Raw genomic sequence first — 19,226 nt, forward strand, 5'->3', positions numbered from 1 at the left:
TGGTATCGGCTGAGAACCTCGGGCGACGGAAATCCGATGCTTAACTTGCAGTTCGCGCGCTCGAATACGTTCCGCTGGACGCTGATGGTGGCCGGCGTGCTTGCCGCCTTCATCCTGGCATTGTTCGGATTCATCTACTGGACGATCGATGACTATCTGATCGTGCGGTCCGACCGCGTGATATCGGCGCACATTGACGGGCTATCCGAGCTGACGCCAGAGCGGCGGCTCGAAGCGATCGAGGAGCGCTTGAGGCAGGACCCCCGCGGCGTGCAGCTCGCAGCGATCTTTGCCGCCGACGGTCGCCGGATCACCGGCAATCTGGAGAGTCTTCCCGCCGCACTCAAGATCGATGCGCCGCCGCAAGGCGTTGACATTATCAGGATAGATCGAGGCGGCCGGGAACATCAGGCGGTGCGCGCGATTGCGCGACGGATGCGAAACGGCGACGTGCTGTTCATCGGACGAAATGTCGATGAGGCCAGGGAAATTTCCCGTGTCGTGGGGCAGGCGCTCGCGCTCGGCCTGCTGCCCGGATTCTGTCTCTGCCTGCTGGCCGGCGCGTGGCTTAGCGTGCGTACGCAGAAACGCGTCGAGGAGGTCAATCAACGGGTTCAGCGCATCATCGCCGGAGACCTGCGCGAGCGGCTGCCGCACCGTACCGTGGACGATCCGTTTTCGAAGCTTGCGATCATCGTCAACGGCATGCTTGATGAAATGGAGACGATGATCCATGCGCTGGCTGGTGTCGGAAACGATATTGCCCATGACTTGCGGACGCCGCTCACGCGGGCCCGTCTTGCGCTTGAACGCGGGCGTACCAACGCAACGTCGCTGGAGCAGCTTCAGGCGGTTGTTGACAAGGCCATCGCCGGCATCGATCAGTCGCTGACGATCATAACCGCGCTGTTGCGGTTGGCGGAGATCGAAAATAGCCGGCGGTCTGCTGGTTTTGGCGACGTCAACCTTCACGACATGCTGCGCGAGGTGCATGACATCTATGAACCGATCGCCGAGAACAAGGACATCGCGTTGCAGGTCGAGGTGGAGCGACCTCTCACCGTGCGCGGCGATCGTGACTTGCTGATTGAGGCGGTTGCCAACCTGGTCGACAACGCCATCAAATTCACGCCGGAAGGCGGCAAAGTGAGCATCAAGCTGCTTTGCGACGGCAGCGAGCCCGTTATTCGCGTGACCGATACCGGCTGCGGTATCGGTGAACAAGAACAGGAGGCCGTGTTGAGGCGATTCTATCGCTCCGACAAAATACGAAATACGCCGGGTGTCGGGCTTGGTCTTAATCTGGTCGCCGCGATCGTAAAACTACATGGCTTTCGTATGACGATCCATTCCGGGCCGGGTTGCCAGGTGGAGATTGCCTGCCCCGATCGACCGGATTGATCCGGGCAGCATCGTCACGGCCCGCAGGACAATGCTTAGATCCCGTGCGTCCCTCAGTCACGAGCCTTGAGACTTGGGGTGCCGAGTAGTTGGGAAGCCGTCGGCAGCGTCGTTGCGAAAAGTCGTGCCGTAGCATTCCGCGCCAATACCGGAAGCGGTCGCGAGGCACTGCGAATAGCTTGTAAAACTGCAGTCCGTCCCGCCCTCATCATATGACAGGCAATAGTGACCCGTTGAAACGATCGGCCCGGCCTCCGCCACTGACGCGGTGACCGAGGCGAACACCAGTGCTGAAAAAGCGATTGTCGAGGCAATCGCGATGCTCCGAACAGTTTTCATGAGTGTTGTCCATGTTGTCTTGTGGCAATCCTAATGTGGAGCGCAGCAGCGACGAAATCGATTATAAAAAAATTCATTCTCCCGTTTGAGATCGCCGCGAAGTCATGAACGAGTTTTCTTTCGTCGTGTGATCAGAGTCCGAAGTCGTTGCGCTCATGCCTCACGACGCGTTGAATGATCGTGAGCAAGTGTGCCGTTTAAAACTCTCACAGCGATGCACATCTGAATAGTGGAAGCCAAATGTCTTTGGCTTCCTTCACGCGTAATGGAGAAGTTGAAATGACCACAATCAAGCTCCTGTCGGCTGGAATGATTGCTGCCGCCATGCTCGCAACACCTGTCATGGCTCGCGACAATCATATGGCCAGACAGCATGCTACAGAGAACGTCAACGCGAGCGACCCTGCCGCCGCTCGGTATGTTGATGGCCAAGTCTGCATCCCGGCGCCGCGCGTCGGCGCATTTGCTACGGCACCCTGGACCGGTGACAATATCCCCTGCGAACCCGGGCCGTACTGAGCCGAAATGCGGCGAGCGCCAGGGCAGATCTTCGGGCCGCCCTGGCGCCCGGATGCGATCGTACGGTGCCGCCGCGCATGCAGGCGCCGACAACATTGCGCTTGAACGTGCACTAGCTGCGTGAAGCGAACATTCACCCACAACGAATAGTAAGGCGTCGACGCTGAACGTCGTCAGCGCAGTATGCGACGCCTTGCGGATGAACCTTGCTGTCGATGACGGCAATCGGCGAAGCCAAGAATGAATTCGTATTTAATGGGCGTATGAGACTATCCGGCCTATCTTCTCCTGAGGCAGTTCATGCGCAGCAATGCTGCTTCCGATCATTTGGCCGAGCGCGCAGCTCAGGGATTGATCAATGTCGCTACGTCTTCCAGTCAGGTAAATGCGGCAGCTCCGATACCCGAAGCACCGATCGGTCATCTGCAACCGCACGCGTGTCAGTTTTCGCCGGGTTCTGTCCCTGAGCAAATCGAGCAACAGAAGATGTCGGCGTTCGATGCCGAACAACGCAAACTCGACGAGCAACTCGACAAGAGCCTGAACATCTGTCGACGCCAATAAGGATCAAAAATCTGGGGGAGGGCGCCAGCTCGAATTCTCGCAGAATAGAAAATGGAGAACACCATGACCAGAATCAAAGCACTCGTCGCGGTAGCTCTGCTATCGACCGTTTCGATAACCCCGGCACTTGCGCAAGCTGCAATCTCAGAACCCGGGGCGTTTCAGGCGATGTTCCCGAACCGGGATGTGCTAAACGGAGGTGCGTTAACTCCTGCCGGCAGAATGGGGCTGGAGCTGCCCGGCGGTGCCGTCAATGCGTATGCATCAAGCAATGCCTATGCGAGAATGGAACGCGCAGGTCCAGGTCTGGCCGGTCGGGGAAAATGGTCACCCAGCTAGGGCTGATGGCTGGTTTCCTTGATGCGCGGAGTGGCACTCCCCGAACGAGTACGTCGTGGTTTCCGCGCTTCGAGGTGTTGCGGCGAATGATCACCGATCTCGGGTCATAGACAGAAGCCGGATCGAGACCTCCATGGTCGCGCCGAGTCCGACTCGTCGCACGTCGCTGGTTCGCGGCAGCTCAACCTTGCCCATGGACTGGACCGGGAGTTCAAGTTTTCTAATCAGGGCTTGCTTTTGGATGCGACAAGCTCAGGCATCAGGAGCTTCGAGCCTTCGAGAAATAGCCTGACGGCGTCAACGACGACGTCGTCCAGCTGCGTCGGCGTCGGAGTCTGATAGACGAAACGCCGGATGGCTATGTAGAAGATGCGGCCATGCAAGCCCCAGAACATTTCTACCTCGCGCTCCGAGAGTTTTACTTCATCGATCGGGGGGAGGTTGAGGTCGTGCCGCAACTCGCAGCAGGCGGGCTCGATAATTTCCTTTCGAATGATCTCGAGATAGCGCTTGGTGATGTCAAAAGACTTCATTCCGGAGAAGACGAATATTCTGACCCAGTTGTATTCGAACACGCGCTCGACATACTCCAGATAGAACCTCGTCAGCCTCGTCTGCAGCGGCAGACTCCGGTCTCGAATGAGGTCGCCCCATGATGGCGACCACCGGCTGAGATAAATCTCTTCATAGACCCGCTCGATCAGAGCCTCTTTGCTCGGGAAGTGGCGGTAGATCGCGGAATGGGTAATGCCCATGCGCTTGGCAAACTCGCGCGTTTGTCCGCCAAATCCCTGCTCGGCAAAAAATCGCACGGCCTCGTCGACGATGAAACGCTCGCGTTCGGCGGCCCGCATATTTCGGCGTGGTAGCTTCTTCGTTGATTTAACTTCTTTTTTTGCCATTTCCAGTTCGCCTTGAGGTCGCTATCGATACTCCATTTCTCAATAGTGACCAAATGGTCGTTTTTAGTTGACTTCGAAAAACCGGCGTGATGTAGATTTCAGACCAAATGGTCACAAATTTGGGACGGATGAAACAGCCGGGAGTTTCCCCTTTGAAGGCGCGGGCATTCAGCTACGCACGGCCCTCCACCGTGATGGAGGCGCTCGAAACGTTCGCGGATGCGGGCGAAGATGCGAGCTACGTTGCCGGTGGCCAGAGTCTGGTTCCGGCGCTCGCCTTGCGTCTGCAAGCGCCGCAACTGCTGATCGACATTGCCCATATCGAGGCGCTTCGCGGCGTCGAGCTACAGGGGGGCTGGCTGCGCATCGGCGCGCTCACCCGTCATTGCGAAGTGCTGACGGATCCGCTGATTGCCCGGCACGCGCCGCTTTATCACGCGGCGGCGCCGCACGTCGCGCATCCGGCGATCCGGAACAGAGGCACGATCGGCGGCAGCATCTCGCATTCCGATCCTGCGTCGGAGTTTCCGGCGATGACACTGGCGATGGGCGCCGAACTGGAACTCGTCAGCCGCACGGGAACGCGCCGCGTCGCCGCTGATGACTTCTTCATCGATCTGTTTCAGACCGCCATCGAACCCGGCGAGCTGCTCGTCGCTATTCACGTGCCAGTGATCCGGCCGGGACATCGATGGGCCTTTCATGAATTCGCCCGTCGGCGCGGGGACTATGCGCTTGTCGGCTGCGGAGTTCTGGCTGAGTTCTCGGACGGTCTGATCGAGCAGGCCCGCATCGTATTCTTTTCCGTTGGGAACACGCCGCTGCGTGCCCGACAGGCCGAGCAATGTTTGATTGGCAAGCGCTTGGACGAGGCCGCGGTGGCCGCAGCACAGGCGTTGGTCGGCGGCGACCTCGACCCGCCCGAGGATGAGCATGTGCCGCCTGCGATGAAGCGTCACCTCGCACGCGTGCTTCTCGGGCGATTGCTCGGCCAGATCATGAGGCAGGACTCGTGAGCGAACCGATCAATGTCAGCATGACGGTCAATGGAAGCAGAGTGTCGTGCGGTGTTGAGCCGCGCAGCACTCTGGCGGATTTCCTGCGCCAGACGCTTGCGCTTACCGGGACCCATACGGGCTGTGAAATGGGCGTTTGCGGAGCTTGCCTGGTCGTCGTCGATGGACGGGTCGTGCATTCATGCCTGATGTTCGCGGTGCAGGCGGGTGGCTCAGTGATCGAGACCGTCGAAGGCCTGACCGAACGGGCCGCGATTGCCGATCTTCAGGATGCGTTTCATCTGCGTAATGCCTTGCAATGCGGTTTCTGTACGCCGGGGATGCTGATGACGGCTTACAGCCTGCTGTCGCAGCCCGGCATTCCCACGCGCGACGAGATCCGGGATGCGCTGTCGGGCAATTATTGCCGTTGTACCGGGTATGAAGCGATCGTGGATGCGATCGAGAACGTCGCCCGTGACCGTGATGCGGCCTCCATTGCGCAGACGCGTGAGGAAGCCGGCGCATGAACGCACTTACCTCGCTCGATCGTCCGAACTCCTATATCGGCCGCTCGGTCCCGCGGCCCAACGCCAAGCGGCTGCTGGCTGGCCGCGGCCGTTACGTCACCGACTTCGTGCTGCCGCGCATGCTGCATGTTGCCTATGTGCGCAGCCCCTATGCCCATGCACGGATCGTCTCGATCGACGCGCAAGCCGCGCGCGAGATGCCCGGGGTGAAGCTGGTCGCCACGGGGCAAGATCTCGCACGCCTCTGCACGCCGTGGGTCGGGACCATGGACCATTTCAAGGGCATGAAATCGCCGCCGCAGCTGCCATTGCCGGTCGACAAGGTGGTGTGGTCGGGGCAGGCGGTGGTCGCCGTCGTCGCGGATACAAGGGCGTTGGCCGAGGATGCTGCCGAGACCGTTGCCATCGAATTCGATGAACTGCCGGTTGTGGTCGATATCGACGCCGCCCGCATGCCCGGTTCGCCTGTCATCTCTCCTGAACTGGGCAGCAATCTTTGCTTTCACGGCAAGATCGACACCGGCGGGGTGGACGACGTCTTCGCCAACGCCGCGCATATCGTCGAGGAGGAGTTTCACTTCGGGCGTCATACGGCCGTGACCATGGAGCCGCGGGCGATTATCGCGGATTATGACGCCAGCGAGCAGCAGCTGACGGTGCATCACGCCACCCAGACGCCCTATCAGTTCCAGGACATCTATTCGCGCCATTACGGCATTCCAGAATCCCGCGTGCGGGTGATCGCGCCCGATATCGGCGGTTCGTTCGGCATGAAGCTTCACATGTACCACGAGGACATGGCCGTGGTCGGCCTCAGCATTATGCTGGGTCGTCCGGTGAAGTACGTAGCCGACCGCATCGAATCGTTCGTCTCGGACATCCATGCGAGGGACCATCGTGTCCGGGCTCGCATGGCTGTTGATGCCGACGGCGAAATTCTCGCAATGGATGTGGAAGATGTGACAGCCATCGGCGCCTTCTCCGCCTATCCGCGCACCAGCGTCGTCGAGGGCAATCAGGTTTACCGGTTGATGGGCGCGCCTTACACGTTCAGGAACTACCGCGCCGATCTGCAGGTGGTGTTCCAGAACAAGGTGCAGATGAGTCAGTACCGCGCCGTCGGGCATCCGATCGCCTGCGCGGTCACCGAACGGCTCGTCGACATGATCGCCGCGAAAACGGCGCGCGACGTTTTCGAGATTCGCAGCGGCAACCTGATACCCGATGATGCCTATCCCTGTACATCGCCGACGGGCTACCAGTTCGAAGCACTCTCGCACCATGCATGCCTCGCCAAGCTGCGGCAGATGATGGACTACGACCGGTTGCGGGCCGAGCAGGCGCAGCTTCGGAGCAAGGGTATTCATCGCGGCATCGGTATCGCGACGTTCGTCGAAATCACCAATCCCGGCCCGGCATTCTACGGCGTCGGCGGGGCGCGGATTTCCTCGCAGGACGGCGCCATCATCAAGATCACGCCATCCGGCGATGTTCGCTGCCTGATTTCGGTGACGGAGCTCGGGCAGGGCACTGAAACGATTATCGGGCAGATTGTGGCCGAACATCTCGGTGTCGACCGCAATCGCATCAAGGTCATCACCGGCGACACCGAAACGACGCCGCATGGCGGCGCCACCTACGCATGCCGTGGGGCCGGTATCGGCGGAGAAACCGCATTGCAGGCTGCCTTGAAGCTGAAAGCAAATGTACTTTCGGTTGCGGGGGCCATCCTGCAGGAGGCGTCGGAGAAGCTCGATATCCAGAATGGCTGGATCATCGACGCGGCAACTATGCATCCGCGCGTGGAGCTCGCCGAAATCGCGCGCATCGTCTACTTCCGGTCGGACACGTTGCCGCCCGGTACCCAGGCGCAGCTTTCAGTAACCCATCACTACGCGCCGCAGGGCTATCCCTTTGCCTTCACCAATGGCGTGCAGGGGTGCCACCTCGAGCTCGACGTCGAAACCGGCCTCGTCAACATCCTGAAGGTGTGGGTCGTGGAGGATTGCGGGCGCATCATCAATCCGCTGCTGGTTGACGAGCAGATTCGCGGAGGCGTCGTTCAGGGACTCGGCGCCGCGTTCTTCGAGGAATGCGCGTACGGCGACAATGGCCAGCTCACCAATGGCTCGCTCGCCGATTACCTCGTTCCGATGGCCGTCGAGATGCCTGACATCGAGATCGGGCATGTGGAGACACCGACGCTCGACACCCAGCTTGGCGCGAAGGGCGTCGGTGAGGCCGGCACCGCCGCCGCATCGGCGGCAGCACTCAACGCGGTAAACGACGCGATGGCGCCATTCGGCGGTTCGATCGCGCAGTTGCCAATGACCCCTGCACGAATTCTGAAGGCGCTTGGACACATCTAGCTGGAAAGACAGAACTAACTCAACGCAACAAAGAAAACATTCCATTGGAGGACACCATGACCGATAGCATTCGAAATATCACGCGGACGAACATCTCGCGGCGCCGTGCCTTGGCTGGACTGGGTGCGGGCGCCAGCCTCGTCGCCATGCCGTGGATCGCACGTGCAGCGGACGACACTATCCGCATCGGATTTCCAACGCCGCTCACTGGCCCATTTGCGGCCGAGGCCAAGGATCAGGTCAAGAGTGCCGAACTGGCCGTCAAGCAGTTCAACGACAAGGGCGGCATCAACGGCCGCAAGATCGAGCTGCTGGTCCGTGACGACAAGCTCAATGGCGGTGAGGCGGCGACCCGCACGCTGGAGCTGATCGAGAAGGACAAGGTGCATGCGGTCGTTGGATCATTGTCGAGCGCGGTGCAACTGGCCGTCAACGAAGTGACGCGGGCACGTGGCGTCATCTACGTCTCGATCAGCCAGTCCGACACCATCAACGAGGTCAAGGACTTCAGCAAGTATACGTTTCATGAGGCGCTCAACCCGCATATGACGGCGGGCGCCGTAGCGCGGCACAGCTTCAAGAAGGGTGCCAAGGTTGCACATCTCGCGGCTGATTATGCTTACGGCCATGAAATGCTGCGTGGCTTCAAGCGGGCGCAGGCGGAGATCGGGGCCGAAACGGTTGGCGAGATCCTGCATCCGTTCGGCGCGGCCGACTATTCCACGTTCATGCCGCGTTTACGTTCGATGCGTCCCGACTTCCTGTGCATCAGCAATTTCGGCCGCGACCAGGCGAACTCGATCAAGCAGGCCGTCGATTTCGGCTTGAAGCAGCAGGCAAAGATCGTCGTGCCGGTCATCCTGCATAACCAGCGGCTGGCGGTTGGACCCGAGGTTTTCGAGGGTGTCGTCGGTGGCGCGAACTATTACTGGGGCCTCGAGAGCCAGCTCCCGAGCGCAAAAGTATTCAACGATGCCTATCGGGCTGCCAATGGTGGCGCGATCCCGACCGACTACGGCGCTTATGGCTATACCGGCCTGTCGTCGTTGCTGATGGCCATGCAGGTGGCCGGCGGCACCGACACCGACAAGGTGATCGCAGCGCTGGAAGCTCTGAAGTACGACGTGGCCAAGGGTCCGCAAAGCTACCGAAAGTGCGATCACCAGTCGGTGCAGTCCGTTCTCGTGCTCGAGTCGCAGAAAAAGGCCGACATGAAGAGCGACGCCGACCTGTTCAAGGTCGTCGCCAACGAGCCTGCCTCCGAGAAAGTGCTGCGCGGCTGCACCGAACTTGGCTTCCCCGCCTAACGAAAGCACCCACTCTCCAATGGATACCGAACTCATCCTGATGCAGCTCTTCTCCGGAGTTGCCCTCGGCGCGATCCTCGTGCTCACCGCGCTCGGCCTGTCGATCATCTTCGGTATGCTGGGCGTCGTGAACTTCGCGCATGGCGCGCTGTTCATGGTCGGTGCCTATGCGGGACTGTGGGTCGCGTCGCTGACCGGCAGCTTCTGGTGGGGGCTGCTGGTCGCCCCGGTCATGATCGGCCTGTTCGGGATGTTGATCGAGTATCTCCTGGTGCGCCCGCTGTATGGCCGCTCGATCGACGACCCGCTTCTGCTCACCTTCGGGCTCAGCTACGTGCTCGTGGAGGGCGTGCGGATCGTGTTCGGCAGCGACGGCATTCCATTCCCGACGCCATCGTCGCTCACCGGCGTGGTCGATCTTGGCGTCGGCTTCTTCCCGATCTATCGGATCTTCGTCGTCGGCGTCGTCGTTATCGTGGTGCTGCTGCTGTGGCTGGGCCTCGAGAAGACCAGGTTCGGGCTTATCGTGCGTGCCGGCGCCCGCGACCCGACAATGATGCGGGTGCTGGGCGTCGATATCAGCAAGGTGTGGTTGCTGGTGTTCGGTCTCGGCGTCGGGCTGGCCTCGCTGGGCGGGGTCCTGTCGGGGCCGATGCGCAGCGTCAATCCGGAAATGGGCGCGCTGGTGCTCGCGGAAGCCTTCGTCGTGACCGTGATCGGCGGGCTTGGATCGCTGCTGGGGTCGATCATCGCCGGTCTTGTCGTCGGAATCGTGATCAGCATGACCGCGCTGTTCGCGCCGGAAATGGCTACCATCGTGATGTTCGCATTGATGGCGTTGGTCCTTTTGATCCGGCCACAAGGCCTGTTCGGAAAACTCGCGTGAGGGAACCAACCATGACATCCCCGGCGTTCGCCGCACCTATGCCATCAAGCGTGCGAAAGCCCGCCCGATTGAAATCGCTGGTGACGACCTATCGCGTTCCCTTGTCGATCATCGCGCTTTGCCTGTTGCCATGGCTGCTGCCGTCCAAGGCGCTGGCCGTCAACGTCCTGGTCTATGGCGTCGTCGCAGTCGGTTATAACCTCCTGTTCGGCTATACAGGCCTGCTGTCGTTCGGGCACGCGGCGTTCGTCGGCGCCGGCGCCTACATCACCGGTATCGCCATCGGTCAGTTCGGCGTGCCCTGGTACGCGGCGGTCCTGCTCGGCGTCTTCGGTGGCGGGCTGCTGGCATTCGCGATTGGTGCCCTGTCGACGCGAACCCGCGGGATCTACTTTTCGATGGTCACGCTCGCCTTGGCGCAACTCGTCTATTACGTCGCGCTACAGGCGTCGTCCTGGACAGGTGGCGAGAACGGGCTGCGTGGCTTTACCGTGAACAAGATCAATCTGCTCGGCTACGACGTCAACTTCCTGGATCCGGTGAACAAGTATTATGTGCTGATGACGTTTGCCGCGCTGGCGCTCTGGATCGTCTCACGCATTCTCAACTCGCCATTCGGCGCGGCGATCGAGGCAATCCGCGAAAACGAGCGACGTGCCAGCACCTGCGGCTACAATGTCGAACGGACCAAGCTGCTGTCCTTCACCCTGTCGGGGACGATATGCGCGCTCGGCGGCACGATGTCGGCGCTTCATCTGGCCTTCGTGCCGCTGGATTCACTGCACTACCATGCTTCCGGCATGATCGTGATGATGACGCTGCTGGGCGGCGCCAGCAGCTTCTTCGGGCCCTTTGTCGGCGCCTTGGTCTTCCTCGTGATGGAGGACGTGTTCTCGCTGTGGACGTCACACTGGCAGATCATCGTCGGGTCGATCTTCGTGCTGTTCGTCCTGTTCCTGCCCAAGGGCATCTGGGGCACTTTTCTGGCAAGGGTGATGCGATGAGCGCGCCGCTTCTCGCCGTCGACGATATCGGAGTGAGGTTTGGCGGCTTCGTGGCGCTGCAGGGCGTCACGACCGCGTTTCATCCGGGACGGGTAACGTCGATCATCGGCCCGAACGGGGCCGGCAAGAGCACGTTATTCAATGTGTTGTCCGGCGTGTTGACGCCGTCGAGCGGAACAATCCGTTTCAAGGGGCAGGACCTGAAGGGAACGCGGCATCACGAGTTCGTGCACCGGGGTATCGCGCGCTCATATCAGATCACCAACATCTTTCCCGACCTCTCCGTGCACGAAAACGTGCGGGTTGCGGCCCAGGCAAGCCGGTCCCGCTACAACATCTGGACCAATCGGAAGCGCTTCTCCGAGCTGGACGTCCGGGCCGACGCGGCGCTCGAATCCGTTGGTCTGGTCGCCAAGCGCGACGAGATCGCCAAATTTCTGGCACATGGTCAGCAACGCGCCCTCGAAATCGCAATCGCGCTGATCTCCGACCCCGAGGTGCTGTTGCTGGACGAGCCGACAGCGGGCATGGGACCGGAAGAGACCAAGGAGATGGTCGCGCTGCTGGAAAGGCTTGCGGCGGCGCGAACGATCCTCCTGGTCGAGCACAAGATGAAGATGATCCTTGGCCTCAGCGATCGAATCCTGGTGCTGCACCATGGACGGCTGATCGCCGACGGCTCGCCGCGTGACATCCAGACGGATCCGGAAGTCCGTCGCGTATATCTGGGACAGAACGATGGCTATGCTTGAAACCAAGGACCTGCACGCCTGGTATGGCGCGAGCCATACGCTTCACGGCGTCTCGATCGCCGTGGAACAAGGCGAGGTCGTGGCTCTGGTCGGGCGCAACGGCGCCGGCAAGACCACCACGATCCGCTCCATCATGGGGTTGATGCCGAAGACCAAGGGCAGCATCGACTTCGCCGGTGCGGACCTTGTGTCGTTGCGCGCGCATGATCGCTTCCGGTTGGGTCTTGCTTATGTGCCGGAAGAGCGCCGGATCATCCCTGGGCTTACGGTGCGTGAAAATCTTCAACTGGGCCTCGTGGCCGCTCGCGACCATATCGACGAGCGCGAGGCGATCGAGGAGATTGCGGAAAGCTTCCCGCGCCTCAAGGAACGCCTTGATCAGGAAGGCGTGACGATGTCCGGAGGGGAGCAGCAGATGCTCGCGATCGCCCGCGCCACGATCGCCAAGCCGAAGATGATCCTGCTCGACGAGCCATCGGAAGGCATCATGCCGGTGCTGGTCGAGGAGATGGGCGTACTGTTCCGCCGGTTGCGCGATCAGGGTGTCACGCTGCTGCTGGTCGAGCAGAATGTGGAATGGGCGCTTCGCCTCGCCGATCGCGCCATCATCATGGATCAGGGCGAGGTCGTCTATGAAAGCAGCTCCGCCGCGCTGCTCGCCGACAAAGCTATCCAGGAACGTTATTGCGCGGTTTGATGCGCATCCTTGTAAACAGGTGATCCCATGCAGATGAACGACAGCCGGAGCGTGCCGGCTTCACGCGATAAGGTCTGGTCAGCGCTCAATGATCCCAATGTTCTAAAACAGTGCATTCCGGGTTGTCAGAGCCTCGAGATGACATCGCCGACCGACATGACGGCGACGGTTGTCATCAAGGTCGGACCGGTGAAGGCGACGTTCGGCGGCAAGGTCACGCTGAGTGATCTCGACCCGCCGAACAGTTACCGGATCACCGGTGAGGGCTCGGGCGGGGTTGCGGGTTTCGCCAAGGGCGGAGCTGCGATCAGGCTCGAAGCTGTCGGTGAGAACGAAACGGTCCTGCATTATGAGGTCGATTCGCAGATCGGCGGTAAATTGGCGCAACTTGGCGGGCGGTTGATCGATTCGACGGCAAAGAAGCTGGCCGGGGAATTCTTCATGAAATTTGGGGCGGTCGTTTCCGCTTCGTGACAAACAGCATGCCTGGGCGCGATCACCGGCCCGCACGAAAAGCGGGCTGATTACTTCACGATGAATTGCTGACGTGCTTCGCGTACCTTGCCGACGATATAGCGTCGGACTTCCCGAACCGGCCTCGTGTCGTGGGTGTCGGGATGAGAGACGAGCCAGTAGGTTCTCGTGAAGCGGCTGGCGGGTAGAATGCGCGTCAGCTCGGGGTATTTTTGCGCGGCGTAGTCGTGAAGGATGCCGACGCCATGCCCGGCGCGTACAGCCTCGAGCTGTCCGACAACGCTGCCGCATTCGAAGCGGCGCGTGATCAAGCCGCTGAAGGTCGAGGCGTAGTCGAGCGCGCGGCTGTAGATGATGTCGTGGATATAAGTGATCAGCGGATGGTCGGCGAGATCGCCGGGCTCGCGAATCGGCTTGCTGCCCGCCAGATAGTCTGCGGACCCGTAGACGCTCAATGTATAGTCGATGAGCTTGGTGGAGATCAGCCGGCCTTCCTCGGGGCGCTCCAGGGTGACGACGATATCGGCCTCGCGCTTGGCAAGCGAGAACGTGCGCGGCAACGCCACGAGCTGGACCACGAGATCGGGGTTGGCCGCAGCGAAGGCCCCAAGCTGGTCCGCCAGAAAGTAATTTCCGAGCCCCTCGGGCGCGCCGATTCGGACGGTGCCGGCCAGCTTATCCGCCGCGGATGTGAGTTGAGACCCCACGCGCAAGAGCTCGGATTCCGCTCGTTCCGCCGCTGCGAGAAGTGCGACCCCGGCAGGGGTCAGGGACGAGCCCGTCGTCTGGCGGTTCAGCAACTTCGTCTTCAGGTCTTTTTCAAGCGCCGTGAGCTGGCGGGCAACCGTCGCATGGTTGAGCTTCAGCCGCTTGGCGGCCCCGAGAATCTGACCCGTGCGAGCCACCTCGAGAAAAATGCGAACTTTGTCCCAATCCATCGGGTGACTTTATTTGCTGCACATCGAAGCCGCAATACTTGGCGTTGTCCGGTGCGCAGAAGGCGCGCAAAGACCTGCAGATCAAACAGGAGACTTCCATGGTTTCGCAGATCAAACATTTCATTGACGGGAAGCTGGTCGCTGGCCATGACGCGCGGACAGCGCCTGTCTTCAACCCGGCGACCGGAGAACAGACCGGCGAAGTTGGTCTCGCAACGGCGGCGGAGGTGAGTGCGGCGGTCGAGGCGGCGCGGGCGGCGGCCGAAAGCTGGAGCGATACGCCGTCGTTGCGCCGGGCCCGCATTCTCAACCGGTTCCTGCGGATCGTTGAAGATCGTATCGATGAATTGGCGGCGGTGATCACGTCCGAGCACGGAAAGACCCTGTCGGATGCCAGGGGCGAGATCCAGCGTGGACTGGAGGTTGTCGAATTCGCCGTCGGGGCACCGCAGCTCCTGAAGGGCGAAGTCAGCGAGAATGTCGGGACACGGGTTGACAGCTACGGCGTGCGCCAGCCGCTCGGAGTCGTGGTCGGCATCACGCCGTTCAATTTCCCGGTCATGGTCCCGATGTGGATGTTTCCGGTCGCGCTGGCTTGCGGCAATACCTTCGTGCTGAAGCCCTCGGAGCAGGATCCCTCGGCATCCCTGCTGATCGCGCAGTGGCTTGCGGAGGCCGGCCTGCCGGCGGGGGTGTTCAATGTCGTCCACGGCGACAAGGAAGCCGTCGATGCGTTGCTGTTGCACCCGGACGTGGAGGCGGTCAGCTTCGTCGGTTCGACACCGATCGCCCGCTACATCTATTCGACGGCGACCAGCACCGGAAAGCGCTGTCAGGCGCTTGGCGGCGCCAAGAACCATATGGTCGTGATGCCGGATGCCGACCTCGACCAGGCGGTCGATGCCCTGATGGGCGCTGCTTACGGCTCGGCCGGCGAACGATGCATGGCCATATCCGTGGCGGTTCCGATTGGCGAAAAGACAGCCGACGCGCTGGTTTCGAAACTAGAGCCGAAGATACGCGCGCTCAAGGTCGGCTCTGGCTTCAATGTTGAATCCGAAATGGGACCGCTCGTTACCCGACAGCATCTCGAAAAGGTCCGGGGTTACGTGGATTCGGGTGTTGAGGAGGGGGCGAAACTCGTCGTCGACGGCCGCGATTTTCGTTCGAACGAGGGCGGTTACTTCATTGGCGGCAGCTTGTTCGATCACGTCACGACAGGAATGAAGATCTACAAGGAAGAGATCTTCGGGCCTGTGCTCGCCGTGGTACGGGCACCCGACTATGCCCACGCAGCCCGCATGATCAACGATAATGAATACGGCAACGGCACGGCGATCTTCACCCAGAACGGCGACGTCGCCCGGGAGTTCGCGCATCGCATCCGTGTCGGCATGGTCGGCATCAATGTGCCGATTCCAGTGCCGGTGGCGTTCCATTCATTCGGCGGTTGGAAGGCTTCGCTGTTTGGCGATCATTCCATGCACGGTCCGGAGGGAATTCGCTTCTACACGCGGCTCAAGACGATCACCAGCCGTTGGCCGACGAGCATCGCGCAAGGCCCCGAATTTGTGATGCCGACAATGAAGTAGTGCGAGATTGGGCCCGTCGTAACCACCAGAATTGACATCCTTGGTCACATGGCACGACCGGTCCTTCTTCAAAGCCTAAGTGACGGCGGGCTCAAGGCCGCTACGTCACCGGAATGAACGCATATCCTTGCCCTTCTTCGACCACTCGGCCGATGCCTGGTCGACCCAGGTGAGCGCCGGCTAGCCACGTATGTGCATTTGCTGCGCCCTGGAGCAACTTGGTTCGGCTTGCCCTCGCCACGGCTTGGTCATCGTCATAGGCCCAGGTAAGCTCGGGGCGGGAAAACTGTGCGGCGGGAACGTGGATAAGGTCGCCGCAGAACAAGACATCGTCCTCATCGGTGTTGAGGAGATAACCCATATGACCCCGAGCATGCCCGGGTATATCCACCGCCAGTAAATGATCGGCTAGCCGATCTCCTCCGTTAACTGGGGCAAGGAGTGAACGAAACTCCTCTAGCTCTGGCTCGGCAAGAAACTCCTCAACGGCGTCTCCCCCTATCACTATCTTCCTCAGGCCGCTGAATGCCCGTCGACCGTCAGGCATCAGGAGACCATTGATGTGGTCGCCATGAGCATGAGTGAGGGCGATCATCGTAACCGATGACGTGTCGATGCCTGCCTCCGCCATCGCCTCCACGAGGTGACCCATGGTCGGGTCCCAACTCCCGCCCGCGCCACAATCGATCAAGACGCGATCCATGCCAGAGCGATCGAACAGGAAGCAGTTGACCGATAATCGAACTAGCGAAGCGTCCCGCTGAGGCGGTTCGGTCTGCCTGCATACTTTGTTGCTTGGATACTTGAGGCATTCGGCGGGCAGGTCGACATATCCATCAGAGAGTGACCAAATCCTCCATGACCCCGAAGCGCAGCCCAAGGTGTTGGCGCTTTGTGACAGAGCTTTCACGGACAACCTGCCAAGCGTTTGATTCACGGTTTTAGAACGGCACCGAACCCACTAGATTTTCGAAGTCATGACTTTCTGAGCGATCTTCCAGGTTCCGTTGACCTTTAAGCATGACAACAGGTCGGTGAAGTAACGAGGCGGAATCTGTAATTTCAACTTCACAAGCGCGAGCTCTCCCTCAACGTCTATTGACAGAATCTGATCCTGGCGCTCCAGGCCCTGTTGTTTCGGAGCCTTCAAATTGCGGACGGCTGCCAGCCAGGTCGCAATTGGCGTCACGCTCACGTTGCCGTCGTCGCCGACCTTGGTCACGGAACTCGAGGGATGAAATATGGACGCAAACTTGTCTGCATCCATCTCATAAGCACCGTCAAAATACGTCTGCGCCAGAGAGCGCAAGGCATGAGCATCGGCATCCATAAGCTTGTTATCAATAGGGTTGTTGTTTGGAACGGGAGGAGACTGCGCATAGCTGATTGTCGGGTCTGTAAGCATCAAACCGGGAGCGCTGACGAGCGTGGCTCCAAAAGTCACACTGGCAGATCGGCCCAAGAATGCTCGTCGATCCATCTTTGACATTCTGCTCTCCCAAAAAATAAGTTGCGCTCTTCAGATGAAGATTGAAATCGCCTCATCCCAAGTTGTTACGAGGATCAGCTCATTGGCCCTGCTGCTGTGCCCGAGCGTCAAGCCGGCAAAAACGTACGGAAAGTTGCCTCAAAACTTCCTGCGGCCAAATCTAGGATAACGTGGCTTATGAAACTAGCCACGTTGCATGGCATAGTCTTATGAGCGATACTCATAAATCATGAGAAACGAACTGAACGAACTCGCCGCGTTTGCAATCGTCGCCAGGGAACGAAGCTTTACGCGGGCTGCGGCAAAGATTGGTGTGTCTCAGTCTGCTCTGAGCCACACGATCCGGGGACTTGAGCAACGGCTCGAACTGCAGCTTCTTGCTCGAACGACCAAGAGCGTTGCACCAACTGCTGCAGGCGCAGTTCTTTTGAAAGAATTGTCTCCGGCACTCGAGCAAATTGCTCGTGCCATCAGCGAAGCCCGAAACGTTCGGCACCGACCTGCAGGGCGCCTTCGAATTGTAATGTCCCGGTCGGCTGCCGTGATGGTATTGTTGCCGCGGCTGACGGCATTCGCCGAAGCCTACCCCGACATCGTTCTTGACGTTGTTACTGTGACTGGCCCTGTGGACCTCGTTGCGGGCGAGTTCGACGCCGGTATTCAACTCGGCGAGTACATTCAAAAGGACATGATCGCGGTGCGCGTCACCCGGGAACTGAGATTGGCGGTGATCGGATCGCCTGGTTATTTTTCATCGCGAAGCATTCCTCGGAAACCCAAGGACCTTAATGAACATCGATGCATAAGCCTGCGTCTTCCGGGCGGTCCATACAGATGGGAATTCGAGAAAGGACGAAAGGCGGTTACGGTCGGCGTGAATGGCCCGCTCATAATCGATGATACCCATCTGGTGATTCAGGCGGCACTCGCCGGCGCCGGCCTGGGACTGGCATTCGAAGAGCAGGTCGCAGAACATGTTGCGAAACGTCGCCTTGTTCGTGTGCTGGAGGATTGGACGCCGCCAATTCCGGGATTCTTCATGTATTACCCCAGTCGTCAGCATCAGCCGGCCGCGCTGGCTGCACTAACGAACGCGCTGCGAGCTTCTTAACAATGTGCCGTGAGCCGAGTCCGCTTTACTGCGGCGTGATGCCGGCATCCTTGATAATACGGCCCCATCTGTCGATTTCGCTCTTGAGGAGGGCTTCGAGCGCTGCGGGCGTCGCGCGTTCTTGCTCGACCGGCGCCATGCTGAGTTCGGCGAAGCGGTTGACCAGGGGCGGGTCCTTGAGTGCCTTTTGCAGGGCGTCGACGAGCGCATCGACGATCGGCTTGGGCGTATTGCGTGGCGCATACAGCCCGTACCAGGTCGTGACGTCGAACTTCGGTACCCCCGCTTCCGCCGACGTCGGCACATTCGGCAGGGTCGGGACGCGTTTCTTGCTGGTGATGGCGTAGCCGGGGATGGTGCCGGCCTGAATATAGGGTGTCGGTCCGGTGGCCGGATCGCAATAGACGTCGATGTGACCCGCGATGATATCGTTCAGCGCGGGGCCGCCACCCTTGTAGTAGATCGGTGTGAGCTTGGCATCGATGGCGCTCATGAACATCAGCCCGCACAGATGTGACGCGGAGCCGAGGCCAACATTGCCATAGGTGACCTTGTCGCCCTGCGCGCGGACATGGGCGACGAGTTCCTTGAGGTCCTTGGCCGGAAAATTCGCACGGGCCACCAGGATCATCGGCACGTCGGTGACGAGACCGATCGGCGCAAAGTCGGCAACGGGGTCGAACGGCAGCTTGGCGTAGAGCGCCGGCGCGGTGGCCTGACCGACATGCATCAGCAGCAGGGTGTAACCGTCAGGCGAGGCCTTGGCGACGCGATTGGTTCCAAGGGTACCGCCGGCGCCGACGACGTTTTCGATGACGAGCGACTGCTTCAGCGTCGCGCTCATCGATGTCCCGAGCAGACGTGCAATGACGTCGCCTGGGCCGCCGGCCGAGAAGGGAACGACCAGCGTGATCGGCCGGCTCGGAAATTCCTGTGCGGATGCCGGCAGTACCGGCGACAGCAACAGCATCAGAAGAACGCGTTTTACAAACGTCATGGCAACTTCCTATCGGCCTGG

The 19,226-nt window shown here is 60.3% G+C and carries 21 protein-coding genes; 15 read left to right on the forward strand and 6 right to left on the reverse strand.

Translation table 11 applies throughout. The features are described 5' to 3' along the window. Positions 1-84: 84 nt before the first annotated feature. Positions 85-1,401 (forward strand): sensor histidine kinase, encoded by a 1,317-nt coding sequence (locus tag JQ641_RS13465; protein ID WP_249150415.1) that lies wholly within the window; start codon positions 85-87, stop codon positions 1,399-1,401. Positions 1,402-1,458: 57 nt separating this feature from the next. Here JQ641_RS13465 and JQ641_RS13470 read toward each other — a convergent pair whose 3' ends face one another. Then, a complete protein-coding gene (locus tag JQ641_RS13470) occupies positions 1,459-1,740 on the reverse strand; it encodes a DUF3551 domain-containing protein (protein WP_211996452.1) in 282 nt (93 codons plus the stop codon). Positions 1,741-2,019: 279 nt separating this feature from the next. Between JQ641_RS13470 and JQ641_RS13475 the strand changes: the two genes are divergently transcribed. The 3 genes from JQ641_RS13475 (at position 2,020) to JQ641_RS13485 (ending at position 3,162) form a co-directional block, all read left to right on the forward strand. After that, positions 2,020-2,259: a hypothetical protein gene (locus JQ641_RS13475; protein WP_192734557.1), complete on the forward strand. Its 240-nt coding sequence runs from the start codon at positions 2,020-2,022 to the stop codon at positions 2,257-2,259. Between the two features lie 300 nt (positions 2,260-2,559). Then, positions 2,560-2,823: a hypothetical protein gene (locus JQ641_RS13480; protein ID WP_211996453.1), complete on the forward strand. Its 264-nt coding sequence runs from the start codon at positions 2,560-2,562 to the stop codon at positions 2,821-2,823. Between the two features lie 63 nt (positions 2,824-2,886). Then, positions 2,887-3,162 carry a hypothetical protein gene (locus tag JQ641_RS13485; protein ID WP_249150416.1) on the forward strand — a complete coding sequence of 92 codons (276 nt, stop codon included), beginning with the start codon at positions 2,887-2,889 and terminating at the stop codon, positions 3,160-3,162. A 224-nt stretch (positions 3,163-3,386) separates the two neighbouring features. Here JQ641_RS13485 and JQ641_RS13490 read toward each other — a convergent pair whose 3' ends face one another. Then, the gene (locus JQ641_RS13490; protein ID WP_211996666.1) at positions 3,387-4,016 is read right to left on the reverse strand and encodes a TetR/AcrR family transcriptional regulator; all 630 of its coding nucleotides are present in this window, start codon (positions 4,014-4,016) and stop codon (positions 3,387-3,389) included. A 200-nt stretch (positions 4,017-4,216) separates the two neighbouring features. Between JQ641_RS13490 and JQ641_RS13495 the strand changes: the two genes are divergently transcribed. Genes JQ641_RS13495 through JQ641_RS13535 form a run of 9 tightly spaced genes read left to right on the forward strand, consistent with a single transcriptional unit; the run spans position 4,217 to position 13,078 of the window. Further along, positions 4,217-5,080 carry an FAD binding domain-containing protein gene (locus JQ641_RS13495; RefSeq protein WP_211996454.1) on the forward strand — a complete coding sequence of 288 codons (864 nt, stop codon included), beginning with the start codon at positions 4,217-4,219 and terminating at the stop codon, positions 5,078-5,080. Between the two features lie 20 nt (positions 5,081-5,100). Then, positions 5,101-5,589 carry a (2Fe-2S)-binding protein gene (locus tag JQ641_RS13500; RefSeq protein ID WP_211996667.1) on the forward strand — a complete coding sequence of 163 codons (489 nt, stop codon included), beginning with the start codon at positions 5,101-5,103 and terminating at the stop codon, positions 5,587-5,589. After that, the gene (locus JQ641_RS13505; RefSeq protein ID WP_211996455.1) at positions 5,586-7,958 is read left to right on the forward strand and encodes a xanthine dehydrogenase family protein molybdopterin-binding subunit; all 2,373 of its coding nucleotides are present in this window, start codon (positions 5,586-5,588) and stop codon (positions 7,956-7,958) included. Before JQ641_RS13500 ends, JQ641_RS13505 begins: the two co-directional genes overlap by 4 nt. Before the next feature lie 56 nt (positions 7,959-8,014). Beyond that, positions 8,015-9,265, forward strand: coding sequence for an ABC transporter substrate-binding protein (locus JQ641_RS13510; protein ID WP_211996456.1), 1,251 nt, complete (start codon positions 8,015-8,017; stop codon positions 9,263-9,265). A 19-nt stretch (positions 9,266-9,284) separates the two neighbouring features. Further along, positions 9,285-10,151 (forward strand): branched-chain amino acid ABC transporter permease, encoded by an 867-nt coding sequence (locus tag JQ641_RS13515; protein ID WP_211996457.1) that lies wholly within the window; start codon positions 9,285-9,287, stop codon positions 10,149-10,151. 38 nt (positions 10,152-10,189) lie between these two features. Beyond that, a complete protein-coding gene (locus JQ641_RS13520; protein WP_211996668.1) occupies positions 10,190-11,155 on the forward strand; it encodes a branched-chain amino acid ABC transporter permease in 966 nt (321 codons plus the stop codon). Then, on the forward strand, positions 11,152-11,907 hold the full coding sequence (locus JQ641_RS13525; protein ID WP_211996458.1) for an ABC transporter ATP-binding protein: 756 nt from the start codon (positions 11,152-11,154) through the stop codon (positions 11,905-11,907). Before JQ641_RS13520 ends, JQ641_RS13525 begins: the two co-directional genes overlap by 4 nt. After that, on the forward strand, positions 11,900-12,604 hold the full coding sequence (locus JQ641_RS13530) for an ABC transporter ATP-binding protein (RefSeq protein WP_211996669.1): 705 nt from the start codon (positions 11,900-11,902) through the stop codon (positions 12,602-12,604). The genes JQ641_RS13525 and JQ641_RS13530 overlap by 8 nt, the downstream gene beginning before the upstream one ends. Before the next feature lie 33 nt (positions 12,605-12,637). Next, the gene (locus JQ641_RS13535; RefSeq protein WP_249150433.1) at positions 12,638-13,078 is read left to right on the forward strand and encodes an SRPBCC family protein; all 441 of its coding nucleotides are present in this window, start codon (positions 12,638-12,640) and stop codon (positions 13,076-13,078) included. A 50-nt stretch (positions 13,079-13,128) separates the two neighbouring features. Here JQ641_RS13535 and JQ641_RS13540 read toward each other — a convergent pair whose 3' ends face one another. After that, on the reverse strand, positions 13,129-14,016 hold the full coding sequence (locus JQ641_RS13540) for a LysR family transcriptional regulator (protein ID WP_211996460.1): 888 nt from the start codon (positions 14,014-14,016) through the stop codon (positions 13,129-13,131). A gap of 98 nt (positions 14,017-14,114) precedes the next feature. Here JQ641_RS13540 and JQ641_RS13545 point away from each other — a divergent pair, with 98 nt between their 5' ends. After that, positions 14,115-15,608, forward strand: coding sequence for a CoA-acylating methylmalonate-semialdehyde dehydrogenase (locus JQ641_RS13545; protein WP_211996461.1), 1,494 nt, complete (start codon positions 14,115-14,117; stop codon positions 15,606-15,608). A 100-nt stretch (positions 15,609-15,708) separates the two neighbouring features. Here the strand turns inward: JQ641_RS13545 and JQ641_RS13550 are convergent, their stop codons facing one another. Next, entirely contained in the window at positions 15,709-16,518 is an 810-nt protein-coding gene (locus tag JQ641_RS13550; RefSeq protein ID WP_211996462.1) for an MBL fold metallo-hydrolase, read from the reverse strand. A 51-nt stretch (positions 16,519-16,569) separates the two neighbouring features. Further along, a complete protein-coding gene (locus JQ641_RS13555) occupies positions 16,570-17,097 on the reverse strand; it encodes a nuclear transport factor 2 family protein (RefSeq protein ID WP_249150417.1) in 528 nt (175 codons plus the stop codon). 229 nt (positions 17,098-17,326) lie between these two features. Here JQ641_RS13555 and JQ641_RS13560 point away from each other — a divergent pair, with 229 nt between their 5' ends. Next, positions 17,327-18,208: a LysR substrate-binding domain-containing protein gene (locus tag JQ641_RS13560; RefSeq protein WP_249150418.1), complete on the forward strand. Its 882-nt coding sequence runs from the start codon at positions 17,327-17,329 to the stop codon at positions 18,206-18,208. A 25-nt stretch (positions 18,209-18,233) separates the two neighbouring features. Here JQ641_RS13560 and JQ641_RS13565 read toward each other — a convergent pair whose 3' ends face one another. Continuing rightward, positions 18,234-19,205 carry a tripartite tricarboxylate transporter substrate-binding protein gene (locus tag JQ641_RS13565; protein ID WP_211996463.1) on the reverse strand — a complete coding sequence of 324 codons (972 nt, stop codon included), beginning with the start codon at positions 19,203-19,205 and terminating at the stop codon, positions 18,234-18,236. Between the last annotated feature and the right edge of the window lie 21 nt (positions 19,206-19,226).

Source organism: Bradyrhizobium sp. JYMT SZCCT0180 (assembly GCF_018130165.1).
Classification (GTDB): Bacteria; Pseudomonadota; Alphaproteobacteria; order Rhizobiales; family Xanthobacteraceae; genus Bradyrhizobium.

What these genes read in the sequence shown, in the direction of transcription:
- JQ641_RS13465 (WP_249150415.1), top strand. Translation starts at nt 85, where the DNA reads ATGGTGGCCGGCGTGCTTGCCGCCTTCATCCTGGCATTGTTCGGATTC.
- JQ641_RS13470 (WP_211996452.1), bottom strand. Translation starts at nt 1,740, where the DNA reads ATGAAAACTGTTCGGAGCATCGCGATTGCCTCGACAATCGCTTTTTCA.
- JQ641_RS13475 (WP_192734557.1), top strand. Translation starts at nt 2,020, where the DNA reads ATGACCACAATCAAGCTCCTGTCGGCTGGAATGATTGCTGCCGCCATG.
- JQ641_RS13480 (WP_211996453.1), top strand. Translation starts at nt 2,560, where the DNA reads ATGCGCAGCAATGCTGCTTCCGATCATTTGGCCGAGCGCGCAGCTCAG.
- JQ641_RS13485 (WP_249150416.1), top strand. Translation starts at nt 2,887, where the DNA reads ATGACCAGAATCAAAGCACTCGTCGCGGTAGCTCTGCTATCGACCGTT.
- JQ641_RS13490 (WP_211996666.1), bottom strand. Translation starts at nt 4,016, where the DNA reads ATGCGGGCCGCCGAACGCGAGCGTTTCATCGTCGACGAGGCCGTGCGA.
- JQ641_RS13500 (WP_211996667.1), top strand. Translation starts at nt 5,101, where the DNA reads ATGACGGTCAATGGAAGCAGAGTGTCGTGCGGTGTTGAGCCGCGCAGC.
- JQ641_RS13505 (WP_211996455.1), top strand. Translation starts at nt 5,586, where the DNA reads ATGAACGCACTTACCTCGCTCGATCGTCCGAACTCCTATATCGGCCGC.
- JQ641_RS13510 (WP_211996456.1), top strand. Translation starts at nt 8,015, where the DNA reads ATGACCGATAGCATTCGAAATATCACGCGGACGAACATCTCGCGGCGC.
- JQ641_RS13515 (WP_211996457.1), top strand. Translation starts at nt 9,285, where the DNA reads ATGGATACCGAACTCATCCTGATGCAGCTCTTCTCCGGAGTTGCCCTC.
- JQ641_RS13520 (WP_211996668.1), top strand. Translation starts at nt 10,190, where the DNA reads ATGCCATCAAGCGTGCGAAAGCCCGCCCGATTGAAATCGCTGGTGACG.
- JQ641_RS13525 (WP_211996458.1), top strand. Translation starts at nt 11,152, where the DNA reads ATGAGCGCGCCGCTTCTCGCCGTCGACGATATCGGAGTGAGGTTTGGC.
- JQ641_RS13530 (WP_211996669.1), top strand. Translation starts at nt 11,900, where the DNA reads ATGCTTGAAACCAAGGACCTGCACGCCTGGTATGGCGCGAGCCATACG.
- JQ641_RS13535 (WP_249150433.1), top strand. Translation starts at nt 12,638, where the DNA reads ATGAACGACAGCCGGAGCGTGCCGGCTTCACGCGATAAGGTCTGGTCA.
- JQ641_RS13540 (WP_211996460.1), bottom strand. Translation starts at nt 14,016, where the DNA reads ATGGATTGGGACAAAGTTCGCATTTTTCTCGAGGTGGCTCGCACGGGT.
- JQ641_RS13545 (WP_211996461.1), top strand. Translation starts at nt 14,115, where the DNA reads ATGGTTTCGCAGATCAAACATTTCATTGACGGGAAGCTGGTCGCTGGC.
- JQ641_RS13555 (WP_249150417.1), bottom strand. Translation starts at nt 17,097, where the DNA reads ATGTCAAAGATGGATCGACGAGCATTCTTGGGCCGATCTGCCAGTGTG.
- JQ641_RS13560 (WP_249150418.1), top strand. Translation starts at nt 17,327, where the DNA reads ATGAGAAACGAACTGAACGAACTCGCCGCGTTTGCAATCGTCGCCAGG.
- JQ641_RS13565 (WP_211996463.1), bottom strand. Translation starts at nt 19,205, where the DNA reads ATGACGTTTGTAAAACGCGTTCTTCTGATGCTGTTGCTGTCGCCGGTA.